General features: G+C 60.5%; 14 protein-coding genes. All 14 read right to left on the bottom strand.

The annotated features are described in order from the left end of the window. Positions 1–13 precede the first annotated feature (13 nt). The 14 genes from IPP35_04020 to IPP35_04085 all read right to left on the bottom strand — a co-directional run bounded on the left by IPP35_04020 (position 14) and on the right by IPP35_04085 (position 21006). On the bottom strand, positions 14–1240 hold the full coding sequence (locus IPP35_04020) for a hypothetical protein (protein ID MBL0058276.1): 1227 nt from the start codon (positions 1238–1240) through the stop codon (positions 14–16). Between the two features lie 546 nt (positions 1241–1786). Continuing rightward, positions 1787–3718, bottom strand: coding sequence for an efflux RND transporter permease subunit (locus IPP35_04025; GenBank protein MBL0058277.1), 1932 nt, complete (start codon positions 3716–3718; stop codon positions 1787–1789). 1376 nt (positions 3719–5094) lie between these two features. Then, complete coding sequence (locus tag IPP35_04030) at positions 5095–6210, bottom strand: efflux RND transporter periplasmic adaptor subunit (protein ID MBL0058278.1); 1116 nt, start codon at positions 6208–6210, stop codon at positions 5095–5097. 36 nt (positions 6211–6246) lie between these two features. Then, positions 6247–7659, bottom strand: coding sequence for a TolC family protein (locus IPP35_04035; GenBank protein MBL0058279.1), 1413 nt, complete (start codon positions 7657–7659; stop codon positions 6247–6249). 52 nt (positions 7660–7711) lie between these two features. Further along, entirely contained in the window at positions 7712–8104 is a 393-nt protein-coding gene (locus IPP35_04040) for a putative toxin-antitoxin system toxin component, PIN family (protein MBL0058280.1), read from the bottom strand. Continuing rightward, positions 8101–8322, bottom strand: coding sequence for a ribbon-helix-helix protein, CopG family (locus IPP35_04045; GenBank protein ID MBL0058281.1), 222 nt, complete (start codon positions 8320–8322; stop codon positions 8101–8103). Before IPP35_04045 ends, IPP35_04040 begins: the two co-directional genes overlap by 4 nt. Positions 8323–8572: 250 nt before the next feature. Beyond that, the gene (locus tag IPP35_04050; protein MBL0058282.1) at positions 8573–10246 is read right to left on the bottom strand and encodes a hypothetical protein; all 1674 of its coding nucleotides are present in this window, start codon (positions 10244–10246) and stop codon (positions 8573–8575) included. Next, a complete protein-coding gene (locus IPP35_04055) occupies positions 10243–11232 on the bottom strand; it encodes a tetratricopeptide repeat protein (GenBank protein MBL0058283.1) in 990 nt (329 codons plus the stop codon). The genes IPP35_04050 and IPP35_04055 overlap by 4 nt, the downstream gene beginning before the upstream one ends. Before the next feature lie 234 nt (positions 11233–11466). Further along, entirely contained in the window at positions 11467–12525 is a 1059-nt protein-coding gene (locus IPP35_04060; GenBank protein ID MBL0058284.1) for a PorV/PorQ family protein, read from the bottom strand. 82 nt (positions 12526–12607) lie between these two features. Next, entirely contained in the window at positions 12608–13507 is a 900-nt protein-coding gene (locus IPP35_04065) for a hypothetical protein (GenBank protein ID MBL0058285.1), read from the bottom strand. Positions 13508–14078: 571 nt separating this feature from the next. Then, complete coding sequence (locus IPP35_04070) at positions 14079–17102, bottom strand: efflux RND transporter permease subunit (GenBank protein MBL0058286.1); 3024 nt, start codon at positions 17100–17102, stop codon at positions 14079–14081. A 585-nt stretch (positions 17103–17687) separates the two neighbouring features. Then, positions 17688–19031, bottom strand: a complete 1344-nt coding sequence (locus tag IPP35_04075) for a tail fiber protein (protein MBL0058287.1) — start codon at positions 19029–19031, stop codon at positions 17688–17690. Between the two features lie 189 nt (positions 19032–19220). Then, entirely contained in the window at positions 19221–19460 is a 240-nt protein-coding gene (locus IPP35_04080; GenBank protein ID MBL0058288.1) for a DUF2283 domain-containing protein, read from the bottom strand. A gap of 229 nt (positions 19461–19689) precedes the next feature. Then, entirely contained in the window at positions 19690–21006 is a 1317-nt protein-coding gene (locus IPP35_04085; protein MBL0058289.1) for a hypothetical protein, read from the bottom strand. Positions 21007–21089: the final 83 nt, after the last annotated feature.

Consider the following 21089-nt stretch of genomic DNA (forward strand, 5'->3'; position numbering starts at 1 on the left):
TCCCGGTAACTCGTCACGTTCCTTGATCGTCAAACGCCGCGTCCCCCCAGCTCCGGTCCGTCGTCTCTCCCGCGGGGTCCGTCCGTTTCTCCCGGTAACCCACCAGCGCGCCGCGCTCGTCGTATTTTGTTCCGCCCCACTCCCGCGTGGACTCCCGGCCCGCCGCGTCCCTCGTCGTCTCCTTGTATCCCGTTAGCCGCCAGTCGTCTTTTTTGTCCTTCTTGAAATTCTCATAGGTCGCGCCGCTCCACGTTCGGAACTGTTTCACCCCGCCTTCGGTGGACTCTTCCTTAAACGACGTCAAATTCCCCGCCTCGTCGTGCGTCGAATCCCACACCCGCCGCGTTGTCTCCCGCCCGTTCGCATCCGTGGATTTCTCTTCATACCCCACCAGGTTCTTTCCGTCACCGCTCCACGTCAAATTCGTCCGTTCCAGCCGGCTTTCGTTTCCCAGTGCGTCCCAGCTCGTTTCCGTAAACGACTCCAGCCGGTCTCTCCCGGGCACGACCGCATACGTCCCGCTCCACCGCTTGATGTCCGCGTGCCCAGCGGCGTCCCGCGTTTCCGTCTTCGACTTCAATAAGTTCCCGTGTTTGTCATACTCCATTTCTGTCGTGTCCTGCACATGCACGCCGCCGTAGCTGTCTTTGATCTTTTCGTTCTCGATCCGGTGCACGCGGCCGTTCTTAAACCACATCCGCTTGCCGTCCGCGAACGTTCGATACTGAAATCCCCCCGCCGCCGCCATCCGCGCCGAGAACCGCGCCCGTTTCATCTCTACGTCCGCGTTCATCGACGCCGCTGTTTGGAACTTCTCCAGCGCCATCTGGAACACCCGAGGGCCTAAATCAGCCACCCCGCCCACCGCACGGCCCTGCAGGCGCGCGAACCGCGCGTTTTGGCCCGCCACCAGCGCGTCCACCGCTTCGATCCGCGCACGCAGTCGCTCCGGGCTGAAATAGGCCCCGTCTTCGCTGGAGGTGGAGAACTCGTCATACTGCTTCTGCCCCAGCATTTGCGACGCCCGGCTTTGCGCCCACGCCGACGCCGGGCCGAATAACGTCGTCAATAAAAATGCCCCCGCTAACGCCGGGCGAAACACCCACACCCCGGCGCGGGGGACCTTAATGATCAGGAAATGGTGGAGAGGCCGCACAAAGAACAAAACCCGCGCCAGGGCGCGGGTCGTTCTTTGACGGAAAAGTTCAATCGGAAATGGGGGGAAGGTCCGCTTGCCCATGTCGTGCTCCACGGGAATTCTATTTAATATCTATAGGTCTAGTGCAGAGCAAGTTGCAAGTAGTTGTTTATAACATTAAATAACTGTTTCGTCAACTGAAGAATATGCCTTGGATGGTTCTTCTGGGTTTTGTGTACGTAAAACCAGTACGTGTATCATCGGTAAAGCGTTCTTGAAAACCTGTCCTGGCCACCTCGCCATCGTTCCAGGGGATTCCACCCCCTGGACCCCGGCCAGGCGCGCCGCCCTGGACCCGGCCCCCTTTCTTTTGGACACGCAAAAGAAAGGGGGGAAAGAAAACGTGCCCCGTCGGCTTCCGCGCGCCGTTTTGACGGGCGGCCCTCACGTGGCACGGCAGAATCGCCGTGCCCGGTCTCTGTCGGCTTCGCCGCCAAAACGAGACCGGCTCGGCTCAACAGCCAATCGCCGGCACAACGGGCCGCGCCGCAACCGTCAAAACGTCGTGCTCAAATCGCCTCAAGGGGGGGGCGAGAGTCAAAAACAATCAAATATACCTGTACACGAAACCCGGAAGACCCCCTTGGATCAAACAGGGGGCTTTTCGAAAAAGGCGCGGGCTTCCAGGTAGAGGGCGGGGAGGACCACCAGGGTGAGGGCGGTGGAAACGAAGAGGCCGAAAATCACGACGATGGCCATGGGGGCTTGAAGTTTGGCTCCTCTCCCGATGCCGAGTGCCAGCGGCAAAAGCCCGGCGATGTTGCCCGTTACCGTCATGAGGATGGGGCGCAGGCGGGTATGGCTGGCTTCCAGGGCGGCCTGGGAAGGGGTGCGACCGGCTTCCCGGCGTTGTTGAATGAATTCCAAAAGCATGAGGGAGTTGTTCACCACGATGCCGGCCAGCATGAGGAGGCCCTGTCCAGACATTAAATTCAACGTGTTTCCCGTCAGGAAAAGCGCGGGGGTGACGCCGTTGACGGCCAACGGCACCGCCACCAAGGCTAAAAGGGGAACCCACAACACGTTGAATTGGGCCACGAGCACGATGTAGACCAGAGCGACGGCCCAGAGGAACCCCACGAACAGGCTGTTGAGCGAAGCCTGAACCTCCTCCATTTCCCCCCCCATGGCGACCGTGGAATCCCGACGGTTTTGGAACCCCGCCAAAACGTTCTTCACGGCGGGCAACACGTCGCCCAGCTTTCGGCCGGAGAGGAAAACCGAGACCAGCACCGTGCGCTGTTGGTCCCGGCGGCGGATTTCCGACGGACCGGGCGCCATGGACAGCCGGCCGTATTCCTCCAAGGGATGGCCGCCCCCCCGCTCCAGGGGGCTGGGCACCACGAGCCGAGCCAGAGCGGAGGCGTCTTTCCGGTCCTCTTCCCGCAGGCGCACCCGGACGGGGATTTCCTTCCCCTGCTCGCGGAACGCCGTGGGGGATTGGCCGTGAACGCCGCCCAACACCGCGTCGGCCGCGTCGCCCACGGTCAAGCCGTCCCGGGCCAGCCGGGATTCGTCCAGCTCATAGCGCATTTGGAGCGAGGGAACCGTGCGGCTATCCTCGACTTTGGACACGCCGGGGATCGATCGCAATTTCTCTTTAAGAGCGTCGGCCGTTTTCCGGAGAGCCTCCAAATCCTGGCCTTTCACCTCGAGCACAAGGTCGGACCCGGCTCGGCCGAAAACCTGGGAAAAAACGTCGCCCCCCTGGGCCTCAAAATCCACCCGCCCGCCTTCCAAGTCCATGCCCTTCAGTTGTTGGGCCGTATCCTCCATCATTTTCCGCGCGGTCCGCCGACGAGCGCGGGTGCCCCCGCCGGGAAGGGCGATGCGGTCCGCCAAATCCACCACCACCTGCCCCTGGTGCGCGCCCAGGGCGCCCAAGGCGCTTCCCCCCGAAGAGCCCACGATGACGTTCCGATGGGCGGCCTCGGGCGTTTTGGATAAAAGCCCCTCGATAGAACGAAGAACCCTGTCCGTCACCTCCAGCCGGGTTCCGGTCGGCAGGGTAACCTTCATCAGGAACTGGCTCTGGTCCACGTCGGGCATGGACTCCCGCCGGATGAAGAAGAGGCCCAGCGTGTTCAACGCCGTGGCGATGAAAGCGATCTGAAGGATTTTTCGCGGGTGCCGTATCGCCGTTTCAAGGGCCCGGTTGTAGGCCCCCAGGAGCCGCCGGCGCGCCTGCTCGACAGCGGCGCCCGCGCGGGAAAACATCGAAGGGAGCCCCACCTGGCTCTGGATCCAAGCCCGCGCCCGCCCGACCCGGTCCAGAACGAATCGTTTCACCCGGGCGGGATCGCGCGCCGTCAAAAACCGGGCCACGGCTTCGTTCTCCAGGACCAACGAAGCCAACGCCGGCACAAACGTGAACCCCACGACGAGCGCCGCGGTTTGGCTGACCATGACGGCGATGGCGATCGGCGTAAACACTTTCTGGGCCACGCCGATGGCCACGAACGGAATGGGCGCGAAAGCCACCACGGTGGTCGCCACCGAATAAAACACCGCGCCGCCCACCTCGTCGCTTCCTCCAACAAGCTTTCCTTCAGTGGTTTCCCCATGTCCCGGTGGCGGGAGATGTTTTCGATAATGACGACCGCCGTGTCCACCAACATCCCCACACCCAAGGCCAACCCTCCCAGGGTGAGAAGGTTCAAGGTTTGCCCCATTTTCCAAAAGGTTCCCACGGTGAGGAGGAGCGCCAAGGGGATCGTCAACCCGACGATGATCGACCGGGTGTGGCTTCTTAGGAAAACCCAGAGGACCACATAGGTCAGAAGGCCGCCGAAAAGAACGTTGCCGAACACGTCGGAGATTCCTTCCTTAATGAAAATGGACTGGTCGTAGATGACCCGCAACGACATTTCTTTGGGAAGCTGACGCGCGAGTTCCTCCAACGTCCGGCGGGCGGCCCGGGAAACGTCCAGCGGGTAAGCCTCCGACCGCTTGAAAACCGCCACGGCGATGTTTTCTTTTCCGTCGTACCGGGCGAAGCTCGTGCGTTCCCGAAAAGTGTCCCGCACCTCGCCCACGGAAGACAGGCGCACCACCCCGGCCGCGCCCCGCCCTTGGGCTTCCGGCGCCTCCGTTTTCACCACGGTTTCCGCGATGGCTTTCACTTCGTCAAAAACGCCGGTGACGGTGATGGGGTAATCGAACATCCCTTCGGAGGCCGAGCCCGCCGAGCGGGAAACGTTGCGGCGCTTGATAGCGTCGGCCACCTCGCCCAGGGAAATCCGCAAGCCCGCCAAGCGTTGGGCGTCCAGGTTGACTTGGATTTCGCGTTCCACCCCGCCGCTCACATCGATGCCGGAAACGCCCTGGGTTTTTTCCAACGCCGGACGGAGGCGCGTCTCCACCAGATGTTGAAGGTCCGCCGGGGCCAGGTCCCCCGTGACCGCGATCAGAAGGACCGGCCGTTCAAAGGGATTGTAACGGGTGACCTCGGGTTTCTTGGCCTCCAGCGGCAGGAGGTCCTGGATCATGCCCAACTTTTCCTGGACCCACAGGAGAGCCGCGTCCATGTCGGTATCCCAGCGGAATTGGATGTTGATAACGGAAACTTGTTCCTTGGAGGTCGATTCCACCTGGCGGACGTTCTTTACGGTGCCCACGATCTGCTCGATGGGTTTGGTCACCAGGTTCTCGACCTCTTCCGGACTGGCGTTCGGAAGAACGGTCACCACCGAGAGCTGTGGAAAACGGAGGTCCGGCATGAGTTCCTGGGGAAGGCTCTGCCACGCAAACAGCCCCATGACGGCGAGGCCGACGTAAACAGCCAAAACGCCCAGGGGGCGCTCGATGCAAAATTTAATGATGGAGCGCATGGGAGGGGAGGGCCCCGGTCGCGGTCGAACGGGCGGCGATGGGGGAAGAACGGGACGGCATGGGGGTTAGGGGAGCGCGGGGGCCGGGCCGGCGGGCGGCTCGACGTGGGCCTTGGGGTCGAAGACGTCCAAGACGCGAACCGGGGTCCCGTCCTTCATGTCCGCTCCCGGATTCAAGACCACCAAATCATTTTCCGCCAACCCCGAAATTTCCACCAAGCCCTCATCCATAAAAAGGATGTCTACGGTTTTTTCCCGGGCGCGGTTTTCCCCATCCACCAGAAACAGGCGCAGGGTCTTTTCTTGGACCTCCGCGCCGGCCTCGAGCGGCACGGTGAGCGCGCCCGTTTTCTCATAGCGGCGCACCGCGCACCGGGCGAACATCCCGGGGGTCAATTTCTCTTCCGGGTTCTTGGCCACGTCCACCTTGACCGAGAAAGACCGGGTGTCCCCTTTCAAATACGGGGTAATGGAAAGAACCACGCCCTCTTCCTTGTAATCCGGCACCGCGTCCACGGTGATCGCCACCTTTTGGCCCGCCTTCAAGAATTGGATGTCGTCCTCGGACAGGTCCATCTCGATGGCCACGCGGCTTTTGTCCATCAGTTTGCCGATCACGGTTCCCGGCTCCATGTGTTCCCCCACATTGACCCATTTCTCGACCAGGTAACCGTCGTGCGCGGCCCGGATCACGGTTTTCTCGGCCTCGAGCCGCGCTTGGCTGTAACGTGCCTTGGCCTGCTCATAGGTTAAACGGTCGATGGTGCCGTCTTTGAAATATTTGGAAGACGCTTTTTCATACTCCAGCTGGGACACGTCCAGCGCGTTTCGGGCTTCCGCCTGGTCCAAGGTGGCGATGAGGGCGCCTTTCTTAACGAACTGCCCCTTCTCCACATCAAATTTCGTCACCCGCCCCGGCGCGCCGAATTGCAGATTGGTTTCCGCCCGAGCACGGATGGTTCCGATCCTTTTCAACGAACCGGCCACGTCCCGGGGTCGCACTTTGTAGGCCTTCACTTGAACGGCTTCTTTGGCCGCCCGCTGGGCTTCTAAAGCCTGGGAGCGATAAAGCCGATATTCCTGAAACCGGCGCACCCCCCACGCCAAAGCGAAAACCACGACCACGCCCACCAAAAGGGGCCAGCGGCGTTTGAGTTGACCGGGAGTGTGAACGGTTGTCATAAAACAAATTCTCCTTTCTTCATCGTCGGACCCACGTTAGGGCGCCACCCGATACTGGTCGGCCACCCCGACAGCCCGGTTCAGCGCGGACACCGAGATCAAATACTGCGCTTGGGCTTGAGCCAGCCCCGCCTGGGCGAACGCCAAACGGTTTTTGACGGACGCCAGGTCCCCCAAGTGGGCGCGATCGTCCTGAAGGAGGGACCGCGTGTCTTTGAATTCCTGCTGGGCTTCGTCCACTTTGGCCTTGGCGGCATCTCGGCGGCGGCCGGCGGTGGCCAACCGCTGAATCGCCAAATGAACCTCGGTTTCCTGGTCGCGGCGGGCCTTCTCATAGCGCCATTCTTCCTCGTGGTAGGCCTTGCGGCTTTCCTTGTTGGTGACGCCCACGCCCAGGGCATCCCCCAAGGACAGGCTGACTCCCTGGCTCTCCGTATGGGTCCGGCTGGATTCGCCCAGCTTGGGGCTAGTTTGTTCTTGAAAAGCGGAATATTTGGCCGTGTTTCCGCCGAGGGCCCACACGGCCGTCACCCCGGCGTTCCAGTCCCGCTTGTATTCAAAGGGCTCGCTCTGAATGAAGGCGGCCCCGGAATGGCCGTAAAATCCGTTCAAGTCCACCTTGGGGTAATATCCGCTCCGACCGATCACCCGCCCCGCCTGGGCCGACTCGATCATGCGGTCGGCGATGCGGAGGTCCGGCCGGTGGGCCCGGGCGATTTTCAACGCTTCCTCCTCGTTCGGGGTCACGGAGCCCACGGGGATTTCTTCCGGGACGGAAAAATCCATGGACGTCCGCTGGCCCACAGCGTCCAGAAGAGCGATGCGGGCCTCCATCAGGTTTTCCTCGATCTCCGCCAGGGCCGCTTCGCTTTCACGGTTCTGGGCGCGGGTGGACAACAGTTCGATCCGAGCGGTGCGGGCCTCGCTCAGGTCGTGGCGCACGGCCTTTTCCAAATCTTCCTGCAAGGTTTTGTAGGTTTCGCGGTGCACGGTTTGGGCCCGCTGGAGCGCCGCCACCCGCCAATAGGCTTCCGTCACCGCGTATCTCACATCCAGCCGTTGTTTCTCCAGTTGAAGGGCGGCCACCTCCGCCGCCAACGCCGCCTGGCGTCGGGTTCCCCACAATTTTCCGCCCGCGTAAAGAGGTTGAGTGGCCTGAATGCCGTAAGATCGTTCCAGAAAATCCTGGTTTTCGTCGCCGCTGTTGTCCGCCTTGCCCCGGGTCTGGTCCGCCTTCGCGGTGATGGCCGGCACCAGCCCCGCCGTGGCCGTGCGCTTACGCGCCTGAGTGATGGAAAGTTCATCCTGCGCCAAGGTCAACCCCGCGTTGGCCGACAACGCCCGTTCCACGCACTCCCCCAAACTGAGGACGGGAGCCGCCCCCCCGTCCCCCCAGACCAGAGGACTGCTTAGGAAAACAAACAACACAGATCGTCGGATGAGATTCATATCATTCCTTACATAGTTTAATATTTTAGGGCGTCCCCCAATGCGGTAAAGTTCAGAGGGCCCAATAGTCACGGGGGGCGATGATCCGAATGTTTTTGTGGGTTTTCAGGATGAGAAGGTCTTGATCGCCTGTGAGGATAAAATCCACGTGGTTTGCTTCGGCATCCGCGAGAACTTGGTCGTCGTCGGGATCCCGGCAGATCTTATCCACGACGGAAGCGGTTTCACCGCGAACGAGAAAACGCTCCATAAAATCGGTCAATTTTTTGATGGCCGTGTTTGAAAAATGGAATTTAGCTCTCAATTTTTGTTTGAGCTCGCGCAGAATGAAGTCGGAAAAATAGAGTTCGTGTTGATGAACCGCGTGCGTGAGAATTTCATGAGAGTGTCCTCCCCGCGCGATAAAGGCGGAAATCAGGACGTTGGTGTCCAGAAATATTTTCACGAAATCTGCTTGAAGACATCCTCTTCGGTGACGCCCACTCCCCTTTTGGCGGCTTCGATCTGAGCGTCTTGGCGAAGACGGTCGAACGTCGCTCGAAAAAAATAATCACGAAGGGAACGCCGGATAATTTCACTCCCGTTGGCGTGTTCGCGTTTGGTCTCTGATTTAAGTTGTTTCAGCATCTCTGCCGGCAGACTAATGGAAACAGATTGGCGCATCGGTCACCTCCTTGTTCTTATTACACTGTAGCACAGGTCCGTCAAACTGTCAATGGGCATCCAATTTCGCCCACGTGACTTTTTTTGCTCCTAAGCAAAACGAGTTATGACTTTATTTGCCTCAAAGCAAAAAAGGACAGCCGATGAAACGCTGAAAATAATCTGTTAAATGACGAACCGAGCCATTCCTCGGCCTTATTGTTTAATAATTTAGGGCGTCCCCCGATCTTTTCCGTCCCCCTACAACGGGTCACTGAATTTTCCATATGCGCACGGTGGTGTAAATGGAGGGGGCTGAGGTTCCCAGTGAATGGCTTAAGCCCAAACCCCACCCTCCGGTTGAGTTCATGGTTAGGTATTGAACCTCAAATACACTGGTCGCGGTCAGGGTGAACCTTCCAAATCCCGAGCTTTTGGTGTCTGCAAAGTCATCTCTATCGTTCGAAAAAGCAGTGTTCCCTACTACCGTAACCGAATCGCCGGACCGCGTGGTAAATCGGGTGACCACTCGACCCACTCTGTAAAAAGGGCTCTCCCATTCAACGTCGTAGGTGCCGGGAGGGAGGGTGATTTGGTCGGACGCCAGACTGGCTCCAGGGATGGTATTGGTTAGGACGGTGTTCAACGCCCTATTCCTGAAGAGGCCGTTTGTCGCTGTGCCGCCATCTGCAGAGGCCGCTTTCACGTCGGCGACGGCCATATAAGGAACGGGGGCGACCCGGGCCGATCCGTCGCGGTTGAGGGTCAGGGCTGTGACGGGGTTGGTGTTGTTGTCTTGCACGGCCTCGATTTTGAGGCTACCGTCGATGGGCACCGTCAGCCGCCAGGCGCGCTGGTTCGCCGTCCCGGCCGTGTTCTTGAGAAGGACCTCCCCCGGAGATCCGTTCACGGCCAGGGCCGTGGCGGTGACGGACCCCCCGATAAGGTTGGAGATCGTTGAAGAGGACGCCGTCATCGAACCATCCCGGCCAACCGATAAAGCCGTGACAGGCCCTGAGTTATTATCTTGAACCGCTTCCATCTTCAGGCTTCCGTTGGTCGGCACCGTCAGCCGCCAGGCGCGCTGGTTGGCCGTGCCGCCCGTGTTTCTGAGAATAACCTCGCCCGGCGATCCGCTGAGGTCCAGGGTTCCCAATGGGGTGGACATGGACCCCACGCTCAATTTGTTTCCGATGAGGCTGGTTCCCCCCGCGAGGAATTGAGCGGTGGGGGCGGCGCCTGCCGTTCCGGGGTAAAGGCTCAACACCGGTTGGAGGGGATCGGTGGCGTCGCGGGTGGCTTTCAGGCGCAGGGTTTCCACCACGGAAATGGGCTGAATGGTTTGGTGAAAGCCGGAGGCGGTGATGGTGGAAACAACCGCGCCCCCCGAAATTTGGGTTCCGTCCACCGGCACCGTGCCGAGGATCACGCCGGCGTCGATTTTCGCGGGATTCGTTTTCGATTGCCAAGCGGTGGCGAGGTCCAGGTTGGCCGTGCCGGGAAGGACGATTTTCCCTGCCGAAATGGTGGCCACTTTGGCGTCCGTCACGGCTCCGTCGGCCAAGGCCAGGGTGTCCACGCCACCGGCTTCGACCCGCTGGGCCACGAAACTGTAGGGGCTCGCGCTGAAATCCGACTCGGGGGTCAGCGCTTCACCGCTCACCTCCACTTTGAGTTTCGGGTTCACCGCTCGCCAATCCACGCCGGGGTTGTCCCAAATCACGGTGAACTCACCGGTCACGGGGAGCGTGACCACAAAGGTGTTGGAATCGTACACCGTCGTCGGGTTGACGGGGTCCACCAGGGACAGTTTGATCGCCTGTTCCCCATGGACCGCCGCGCCGGATTTGGAGAGCCGCCCTTGATAAATGATCCGGTTCGGAACGGCCGCCAACACGGCTCCACAGGCGAAAAACAGAAGAGAAAGTGTTCGGAATCGGTTCATTTAGCGGCTCCTTTGTTTTCCCTTTCTTTAATCCGCCTGAGCGCCTGGCGGGCTTCCTCGTGTTTGGGATCGAGGCGCAGGGCCTCTTCAAAGGCGGCTCGGGCGTCGTCGTATTTTTCGTCCCCGTAAAGCCGCAAGCCTTCCCGATAGCGTTCTTCGGCGGAGGTCTTGATTTGGACGGGCGGCACATAAAGTTTTCGGCCTTGCATGAGGCGTTTGACTTCGCCCACCTGTTCGATGGCCCCGGCGTTGGTCGGATCGATCTCCAACACCTGGTTGAGGGTTTCCAGGGCTTCGGTGTAACGCTCGTTCACCATATCCAAGGTCGCTTTCGACAGGAGCCGGGGCACTTCCTTTAAACGGGCCTCTTCCCGAACAGCCTTTTTGACGGCGGTGGTCACCGCGCCGAGATTGGAGAGGGCGGCCCGGGCCTGGGGGTCCGCCGGGTCCCGGGCAAGAACCTTTTCCAAATTCAATCGCGCTCTGTTCAGGTCGCCTTCCTGCTCGGCCCGTTGGGCGCCGGCCAACAGATCTTGGCGTTCCCGGCGCCAAAGGTCCTCCGCGGCCTTTTTGTCGGCCAGGGCCGCGTAGTCCTCCAAACGGGCCGAAACGAGATCGTCGGGAAGAGGGCCCGCGTCCAGAGCCAGCCGGAGCGATCGCCCGGCCGCATCCCATTGGCTCTGATTGTATTGGTAAATGCCCTCATGGGCGGCTTGATGTTGGGCGGAAGGAAAGCGCCGGTTTAATCGGGCCGTCAAACGACGGTCCAGGCGCCCCATTTGGTCGCGGGCCTCGTCCAGACCGGGGGCCTCTTCCAGGACACGGTTTAAGACGTCGGAGGCCCGGAGAAGCTCATCTTTTGAAATCAGCTTCGCCGCCTGGGCCACGCGGTCCCGCTGCTCTTTTTGGACGGAGTAACGACGATCGGCGCTCATGCGGGCGTCCCGGACGTAACGGGAAGCGTCGGCCTGCCGTTGGGCCTCCATTTGGTTTTCCAATTGGCGCGCGGCGCGGGTGAGGGCGAGGGTCAGGTTTTTGTCGCCGGAGTTTTCCGGCAGAGCGGAGAGATAAATTCGGCAGGCTTGCCGGAAGTCCCCGGTTTTCTCCGCTTCGGCCCCCTGGGTAAGAACGACCTGGAGGTCTGTGGCGGAAAGGACGGAGGTCAGGCAACAGGAGGAGCCCGCAGAGCGCGGCGGCCAGGCGGCGGGAACCCATGCGGATCAGCGCGGTTCGCCGCCCTCCATCAACCGACCGCATTCGAGGAGCCACTGCTGGACCTCGGCGCTGGCGGGGTTGATTTTGAGGGCTTCGTTGAAATCAAGGATGGCGCGGTCGTAAAGTTTGAGGCCCATGTGCCGTTTGCCCCGTTCCACAAAATCCTGGTAAACGTCCGCCGCCAGGCCCGGGGCCGGCGTCGGCTCGCCGAAGCGGAACCCCAAGGTGAGACGGTGGGCGGCGCCCAGGTTTTCTCCCAGACCGCTCCAGGCATAATCCAGGGTGACCTTGCCCAGCCGGAACCCCGCCCCGGCGCGCAGGCCCGCGCCCGTGTTGTCGGTGGAACGGTATCCCACCCGCAGGGCCAAGAGGCCCTTCAGCCAATACTCCGCCCCGAAACTGATCGAGGTCTTTTCTCCTGTGACTTGGTGAAGGTCCGCCCCGGTGGTCAAAAGGTCCCCCGAGAACGGCTGGCTGTAGCCCAGACCCAGCACGTATTCCGTGGGAAGCGCCGCCGTCTGGGAATCAAATTTAAGTCCCTGGCCCAGATTTCGGACCGCCGCCCCCAGGGAAGACCGCCGGAACCAGGGATTCCGCGCCGCGCCCGCGCCCCAGGGCCGAACCATGACACCGAAATCCGCCGCGAACCCCGACGCGGACACCCCTGCCACCTTTTCAGAAATGACTTTGGCGGCCACCCCGGCCGTGAGGCCGCTGGCCCCCGTGGCGCCCTGGGCCAAATTCCGCCCCCAAGCCACGGTGAGAACGTCGTCGCCCGATTTAACGGACCCGGTCGGGGTTCCCTGGGCGTCAAAACCCAAAAAGTCGTCGACGGTCAAACGCTCGTAAGCCAGCGCCAACGCCCCCGCGCCTTTGAAAGGAACCGCCCCCACGAACCGTTGGTCGGTGACCCCCTCTGTCCATTTGTTATGGGTGAGGGACACCTCCGGAGCGCTCAATAGCCCGAGCCCCGCGGGGTTCCACAGGGCCGAAAGGGCCCCCTCGGCCAAGGCGGCCTGGGTGTCCCCCAAAGCGGCCGGGCGCGCGCCGGCACCCATCTTCAAAAATTCAGCGCCGGTATTTCCGTCCGCCGCGTGGGCCGCGGAGAGGACAGAACCAACACCCCGAAGAGAACACTAAGGCGTTTCATCGAATCACCGCGAGCTTCCCTGATTTCTTCGTTCCGTTGGCGTCCACCACCCACAGGTAGGTCCCGGTGGCCAAATCTTCCCCGGCGTCACTCCGCACGTCCCAAACCTCTTGAGGAGTGCCCGAGGTGTGGTCAATTTCTTTCACCCGGGAACCCGACAGGGTATAGATGTGGATCGTGCAAAGACTCGGCAAATTATTGAAAGTAATACCGCCCGCCAGGGTACCGCTTTGCCCGGCCCCGGACCCCGCCGTTCCGCCCGACGGGCGCCAGGGAACGGGGAACGCGTGGATATCGCCGGCATTAAAGGAAGGCCCCCCCATCACGGCGAAAACGGAGAAATGGTGGATGGGCGTTGTGACGGTGTTCTCCACCTTGTCGATCGAAGGGTCCGGTAGCCGGACCCAGTTCCCATGGACCTCGTCCAGCCACCAAATCGCCAGTGTGTCTACCCGGACTGGTCGGCCGCCCTCAGTGCCATCCACGATTCCATCCCTGGGATTTTCGTCGTTAAAGGGAAGGGTTAAAACGGCTGGTTTCAACAAACGGGTGGACTGCTGTGGCCCATTTACGGTTTGAAGATTGATCTCCCAAAGTCGATCGTCCACAGGGAATGTGAATCCGTTGCCCATGGCCTCTAGATTGCGCCCCCCCCAGAGGCCGGTCACAAGCACATAACCTTTCGAATTGGTCAATACCGTCTGGGACCCCACATCCCCGAGAGAGAAAGACAATCTCCAAGTGGCCGTCGAGGATGGATTTTCCGTTACCCCTGAAAAACCCACAACGTCAAACAACCGAATGGAATCGTCCACAGACCCTTTCTTTAACCCAGCAAGAACAATGAGGTTTAGAAATACAGACAGCACAATTATCATGAGAATTTTAGTTTTCATAGGAGGCCACCAAAGAATATGCAACTAAAAGTATTGTTCTGAAGGTCTTCATCGAGAGCGAGTAGTATACCACAGTGGACCGAAAAATGTCTTAAGAAATCGTAAACGTTTCGTAACAAAATTTTTGGGGTGGGAAGGACCTTCGGCGTGGGAGAAAATCTTATACGTTTTGGGTCTTCCGGGTTTCGTAAACAGTTTTATTTGATCGTTTTTGACTCACACCCCCCCCTTGAGGCGTTTTGAGCACGACGTTTTGACGGTTGCGGTGCGGCCCGTTGTGCCGGCGATAGGCTGTTGAGTCGAGCCGGTCTCGCCGTGGCGGCGAAGCCGACAGAGACCGGGCCCGGCGTTTCTGCCGGGCCATATGAGGGACGCCCGTCAAAATGGCGCGCGGAAGCCGGTCGGGGCACGTTTTCTTTCCCCCCTTTCTTTTGCGTGTCCAAAAGAAAGGGGGCCGGGTCCAGGGGGTGGAACCCCCTGGAACGAAAGAGAGGTGGCTTGGACAGGTTTTCAAGGGCGCTTAATCGACGATACATTTCCATTTTTTGCATACACAAAACCGAGAAGACCCTTATGTTCTTTGATCGCCGGTTTTAAGGGTCGGGGATAGGACGACGCCCAACCGGCGGGGGAGGTCTTCCAATAAAAGGTAGGTCAGGGTCGGCGTTACGAACAGCGTGAGCACCGTCGATGTGAGGAGGCCGAACACCATGGCGACCGCGAGGGGGCGCCACAGGGCGCCGGACTCCGAGGTGTCCAGCATCATGGGGAGGAACCCCAGAACGGCGCTTCCGGCCGTCAGGAGGATGGGGCGCAGTCGGGCCCGGGCGGAGTCCAGCAGGCGTTCGGAAAGGGGACGGGCGGGGTCCGTGTGGTTGTTTAGGTGGTCCAAAATCATGATGGCGTTATTGACCACAACCCCGGCCAACATCAAGATCCCGACCAGAACCCCGGTGGTGAGCGGGATGCGGAAAAGGATCAAGCCCGCCGCCACCCCGATCAGGCAAAGGGGCACCGTGCTCATGATCACGAAGGGTTCCATCAGGGATTCGAAGAGGACCACCAAAACCACGTAGACCAAAAACACCATCACCAAAACACCCCAGGTGAGTTGGCTGAGGGCCCGCGTCATGTCGGTGACCCCGCCTTCCAAGGTCGCCCGGTATTCCAGGGGAAAGGTCATGCGGTCCAATGCGGCTTGGGTTTCCTCCGCCGCCCGGCCCAGGGACAGCCCGGCCCGGTTGGCCGTCACCTGGATCAACCGTTCTTTGTTCTCACGGAAAATCTCGTTAGGCATCTTCGACATCCGGAGCTCGGCCACCTCGGACAGCCGAAGGGACCGCCCCGGCCCGGCCAACAACGGGAGGTCGGCCAGGGCGTTCAGGCTGGCCCGGTCTTCCTGGCGCAGGCGCACGATGGTTTCCGTTTGGCGAGCGCCCGTCCGATAGGTGGTGGCGCGGAGACCGCGCATGAGGGCGTGGGCGGTTTCGGCCACGCTTTCGGCAGACAACCCCGCCCGCGCCGCGCGGTCCGGGTCCACCACCGCCAACACCTCCGGCCGGCCGGGACGGTAGCGCATCTTCACATCGGTCAAACCGCGGATCTTCCCCAACTCGCCCGAAAGGCGCTGGGCCAACTCCTCCAACACGGCGTAATCGGGGCCCAGCACCTGCACGGCAATTTCCTGGCCCGTGCGGGGGCTGGAGAAATGGACGAAAGCGTTTCCGTCCCGGTCCTGGCCGGAATGTTTCAGCTTTTCCCGGAGCAGATCCTGCACCTGCTCTGTCGTGATCCGCCGCTGGGCCCGAGGCACGAGCGTGACATAGATTTTAGAGGACCATCCTTCCACCCGGCTGACCGCCGTTCGGACGGCGGGAGCCACGTCCCGGTCCTGGGCCAGGACCCGCTCAATGTCGCCCACCACCGCGTTGGACACCTCCAGCCGGGCGCCGCTGGAAAGCTCCACGTAGATCACGAACTCGTCCATCTCCCCCGTGGTTTGGAAATCCCTTTCCGTGGCCTTGAAAAGCAAAACCGTGGCGGCCAGGGCCAATACCGCGGCCCCCCCTAGCACTTCCACCCGGCGTTTCAGCACCGCCTCCCAATGGCGGCCGTAATCCCGGAACAACCAAAACCCGCCCGCCGTGGCCCCGGCCGCGCCCAGGAAGAAGACCGCCTTGGCCGCCCCGCTCCCCGCCACCGCCCAAAGACCGACAAAAAGGAGCAGGAATAAACCCAACACTTCCAAGGGAAGAAGGTTTTCCAACGAAGGGTGAAGGAGGAACTCCCGGTGGATCCAATTTTTCGGCCGAGCCAATACTTTCACTTGGGCGCCCGCCCAAGATTTTCCGGCCGCCCCCCACGCCCGGGCCTGGCCCCATAATCGGATCAAACGGTCCCCGAAGTTCTTCATCCCACGCCGAACCCGCGCCGGGCCGAAGGGCCAACGCGGTTCTCCCCGGAGCGGAACCATCACCGTGAGAAAAGGGACGACGGTGAGCGAAATGCCGAGCGAAGCGAAGAGCGACGCCCCCACCGCCGCGGCCACGTCGGTGAACATGTTTTGAATGTCTTGGGAGAGGAAGAGAAACGGCACGAACACCACCGCGTTCGTGACCGTGGCGCCGATGAGCGGCAGGACCATCTCTTCCGTGGGGCCCAGGGCCCGTTCCCGCGCGGCGGCTCCCGGCGGGCCCAGATCTTTGTGGGAGAGGTGCTCGTAGACCACCGTGGCGTTGTCCACCAGCATCCCCAAACCGAGGGCCAAACCGAAAAGGCTCATGACGTTCAGCGTGATGCCACAGGCCTGGAATAACAGGAAACAAAAAAGCGCCGACAGGGGCATGCTCCCGGCCACAATGAGTCCCGGCCGGATGTCGGGATCGAAAATCGCCGCCAGAAGGAACGCGCCCAGAAGCGCCAGGTAAAACGGTTCCATGGGCGCGTCGCCGATTTTGAAGAGGGCGGCCAAGACCATCAACGCCAGGAGCGCCGCTAGGGCCGCGCCCGCCGCGCGTTTCGTGGCCGCCCGTTGGCTTTCGAACAGGCAGAGGGCCAGGAGGATGAGGAGAATCCCGCAAATTAGCGAGACCCGCACTGATCGGATCGCCGCCAAAATACCCTGGGCTTGGTTGCTGACCACCACCCGCGAAAGGCCCTCCGCCTGGACGGGAAGCAACCGCCAGGCGGCGTCCAGCGCGGCCTCCACCTCCCGCACGGTGCGGATGGTGTTCCCGGCAGATTCTTTTTGGATGTAAAGGGAAACGGCGGCCCGGCCGTTCAAGCGGGAAAGGCTTTCAGGTTCCAAATAACTGTCGGTGACGGTCGCCACGTTCTCAAGCAGGATCGTCCCACCTGCGGGGTCCCGACCCACCACCACTTTCCGAATGTCCTCCAACCCCCGGAAACTGCCCACCACCCTCACGGGAGCCACGCGGGACTCCCCTTTGACACTGCCGACCTGGACGGCCACGTTCCGCCGACCCAAGAGGGCCGTGATCCGATGGGGCGAAAGCCCGTAGGCCAAGAGGCGGCCCCGGTCCAGCTCCACCAAAATCTTGCCTTCCCGCCCGCCCCCCACCTCCACGTTGGCCACGCCGGGGCCCGGAGCAGAAGGTCCTTCACCCGTTCGTCCACCAGCCGACGGACGTCCTCGGGCGACAAGCGGTCGCTGGTAATGGCCGCGATGTAGATGGGCGCGTCGTTCTCTTCGAAGTGGGCGATGACGGGCTTTTCGATTTCCGGAGGAAGGCGGGAGAGGGCGCGGTCCACGCGCTCGTTCACTTCCGCCGTGACGCGCTTCATGTCGACGCCCGGATGGAAATCCAGGGTCACCGACCCCCGGTCTTTTTTAGCGTTGGAAAAAAGGTTTTTTAGCCGAGGCAGATCCCCCAACGCCCCTTCCAGCGGCCGGACGATCAAGGTCTCTACGTCGGTCGGATCCATACCACCCCGCACCGCCACCGTCACCGTGACGGTTTCCGAGGCCACCTCGGGCATGAGTTCCACCGGCAAGGAATGGAGCGCGATCAACCCCCACCCCACAAACCCCGCCGTCAACACCCCCAGGAGCGCCGGCCGCCGGAGCGCCCAGCGCGGCGCCCCCCGCGCCGTCAACACCATGGCCGCGGCGAAAATAAAGATGGGGGTGAGGGTTTTTTCCACCGGGAGGTCGGCGGGGTCAGTATTTAATGATGTAGTTCACAACCAGGGAGGGTTGCATGTTGTTGTGGGGTTGGTTTCCGCCTGCGGAACCGGAATCCCCCGTCCTTGGCATCAAAAGCGTATCGGCCCCGTCCGCTTTGTTGCTTGTGGCGTTCGTGACATGGACACTGGGGTGAACGTGGCTCGGCATTTCGGCGACGGACAACGTATGGGTTTCCGCACCCGGGGTAGCGCCCAGGGCTCGAGACGTCAAGCCGGGCAGCGTGGCCCCGAGCGTAAATCCCAGCGGGACTTTTCCCCGCAAATCGGGAACGGCGAAAGACGTTCCCAAGACTCCGCCATAGGTCGCGCCCAAAACGGCTTCGAGCTCCGGGTAGGCGGCTTTCGTTCGTATCGTCGCGTCGCAGAGGAACCATCCGGGGGGCGCCACCGCCCCACCGTAGGCGATGATGGCCCCGACGGGGGCCACGAAACCGCTCTGGTCCCGGATGCGCCCCGCCACGTCAAGGGTCGAGACCGGGGTTTTCGTGCCGACGCCCAGCTTTCCGCTGATGTAGGCCTGACCGTCTCCCCGCACCGCCATGGCCGTGGACAAACTGGTGTCATACACTTCGAACACAGGATCCAACGCGTTCACGCCGGGATTGGGTTTGACCGCCAGCGGGAGAACGTTGGCCCGGGGTTGGATGATTTGGGTAAAAGTCGAGCGAGCCACCACCGCCGTGTCGGCAACCTGGGCCGGGGCGAGGTTCACCAGGGGATCCACGCCCCCAGGCAAAACGTGGCGTCCGGCATGGGCCGTGGGAATGCTGTTCACGGTTCCGGTGACCTTGGCCCCGTTGATCCACTCCGTCCCGGGAAATTGCCAGTTGGTCAAATCCTTGCCCCCGCTGTTGGGCAAAACCACCTTGGACGCCGCGATGGTCGACACATGAACATCCAACACTTGCCCCGCCCCGATCGCCGCCGAGCTCACGCCCCCCGCCGCCACCTTTTTCGCCAGGAACGCGTAGGGGCTCACGTTGATTTTTTCCCGGGGCGTCAACACCTCGCCCCCCACCTCGATCTCCAACTCCGGCGCCGCCCGTTCCCAATCGTAATTGGCCGGCATGTCCAGCAAAATCGAAAATTCCCCCGTGGCCGCCAACGTCACTAAACTTGAAAAAACAATGCGAGGGGATTCCATCCCGTTCGGGTCAATCAAAGTCACTTTAATGGGTTGCGACTCATTAACCGCCGCCCCCGACCGCGACAGCCGCCCCTGATACACCACCCGCTCAGGCACTCCCGCCTGACCCGCTATTCCCCAAAAAAGGATCAGGCCCGCCACCAGGAACCCCAACCGCTTTTTCTTAGCCATATGCCCCCCGAACACAAAATGTTTTTTATAACAATCGTAATGCTTACGTTCTTTTCCCTCTCCTCTTGGGAGAGGGCAGGGTGAGGGAAAGTTTTTTCCAACAATCGTTCGGTCAACTTCCATCATCCGCCCCTGGGCCCCGGAAGAGAAGGAAACACTATTTTATTCCGCCTTAATCGACGGTCTTCTTTAACTGGCCAGTTTCAATTCCTGGCGTTTGTTAGACGTTTCATTGATGAGGATCAGTTTCCCTTTGTCTTCTTTCGCTAACTGCTCGTTCGCATTCAACAGCTCAATTCCATAAATGGTCCCGTCGGGGGCCATATCCACGTTCACATCGTCGCTCACGCGAAGCGTTTCCACTTGGGCCGTTTTCTGATGCAAACGAATATAGGCGATATTATGTTTTGGATCGTATGTGATTTGCATCGTTATCTCCTAGAAATACTTCGTGATCACGGTAATTACAAGCCAGCCGGAACCTTACTCCACAGCAAAGACCTCCACCTGCTTCGTTTCGAAGTGTCGCCCACGCCATTCTCCACTCATCGCAAAGTTACGGTTGAAGGTGGACGCCGGCGACCACGCACCCGGCATCCGAAAGAAATCATGTTTATGCCTGGGCATTTCCTGGCAGGATTGGATTAATTGATTCCATTTACCAACTACAGTTTGGCGAAGGGATCCCACCGTTTATTCCTCCGATTGAAAAACTATTCTCAAAAATGCACCCAAGCTGAAATTGCAGACCCCCGGAACTGGCCATGAAATTTGCACATGTTCCAGAAGTCCAACCTGACGGAACCAAAGTGGTAAAAGCAAACATATTTGGAACAGTGACGCGGCAAAATTTCTGAGAAGTAAAATTAATAGAACCTCGAACATCTAACTTAGCCGAGGGGGAATTCGTTCCTATCCCAACATTGCCAGAGGTTGTTAAAGATCCAACGGACGCGGAACCTGAGACATTGAGACTCCCAGAGGTAGCGATGCCCGCAACCCCCAGATTGCCTGTAGCATTTACATTGACTGCGGAGGCATTTCCGGTGAGGGTGAGGGTTGACGCCGAAATGCCACCGGACACTTTTAAGTTTCCCCCCGTTACTTCTAGTCTTTCCGATGGAAAAGATGTTCCAATACCCACGCTCCCTTTGAAATAGGTCTGCCCGTCTCCCCGAACATTGAACTGTTCCACCTGGGGGTTTTGGGTCCCGAATACCCGAAGGGGATAGTAACTGGTTTCCTGAGCGCCCCGCATTCCTTTGATGGTTAACGTGTCGGTCGCAACCGAGACCGCCTCAACCACCTGGGTCCCGGATGTGTTCGAAACTATCGCCCGGCCGGTAACCTGATGGGGAGATAAAGTGACGGCATCGGCACCGCCCTGCCCGTGGTTGGCCGCGTGGGATGTCGGGACCGTTGGAATAATGCCGAATATTTTAGCCGAGTCGATTTTGTCCTGTTGCCCAACCACCGTGCTCTGCCACACCGTCATGGCGCTGGCCGTGCCGGGAAGCATGATCTTGGCGGCTGAAATCGTGGACACGTGGACGTCCGTCACCGCGCCGCTCTGGATCGCCGCCGCGCTCACGCCCCCCGCCGCCACCTTTTTCGCCAGGAACGCGTAGGGGCTGACGTTGATTTTTTCCCGGGGAGTCAACACCTCCCCTCCCACCTCGATCTCCAACTCCGGCGCCGCTCGTTCCCAATCGTAATTGGGCGGCATGTTCAGCAAGACGGAGAACTCCCCCGTGGCCGCCAGCGTCACTAAACTTGAAAAAACAATCTGGGGCGACTCCACCCCGTTGGGATCCATCAACGTGACCTTGATATTCTGCGACGAAGCCACCGCCGCGCCCGACCGCGACAGCCGCCCCTGGTACACGACCTTTTCAGGCACCCCCGCCTGAACGGAAAGCCCCATAATAACAATCAGCCCCGACAGCAGGGAAATGATCCATCCCTTAACACCCATACCCCCTCCTCTAAAAATTCTTTTCAAATTCGTTCACCGAAATCCGCTTTTTGATTATACCACGGGTTTCAACCTATCTTCTC

The organism is Elusimicrobiota bacterium, assembly GCA_016721625.1.
Lineage (GTDB): Bacteria > Elusimicrobiota > Elusimicrobia > FEN-1173 > FEN-1173 > JADKHR01.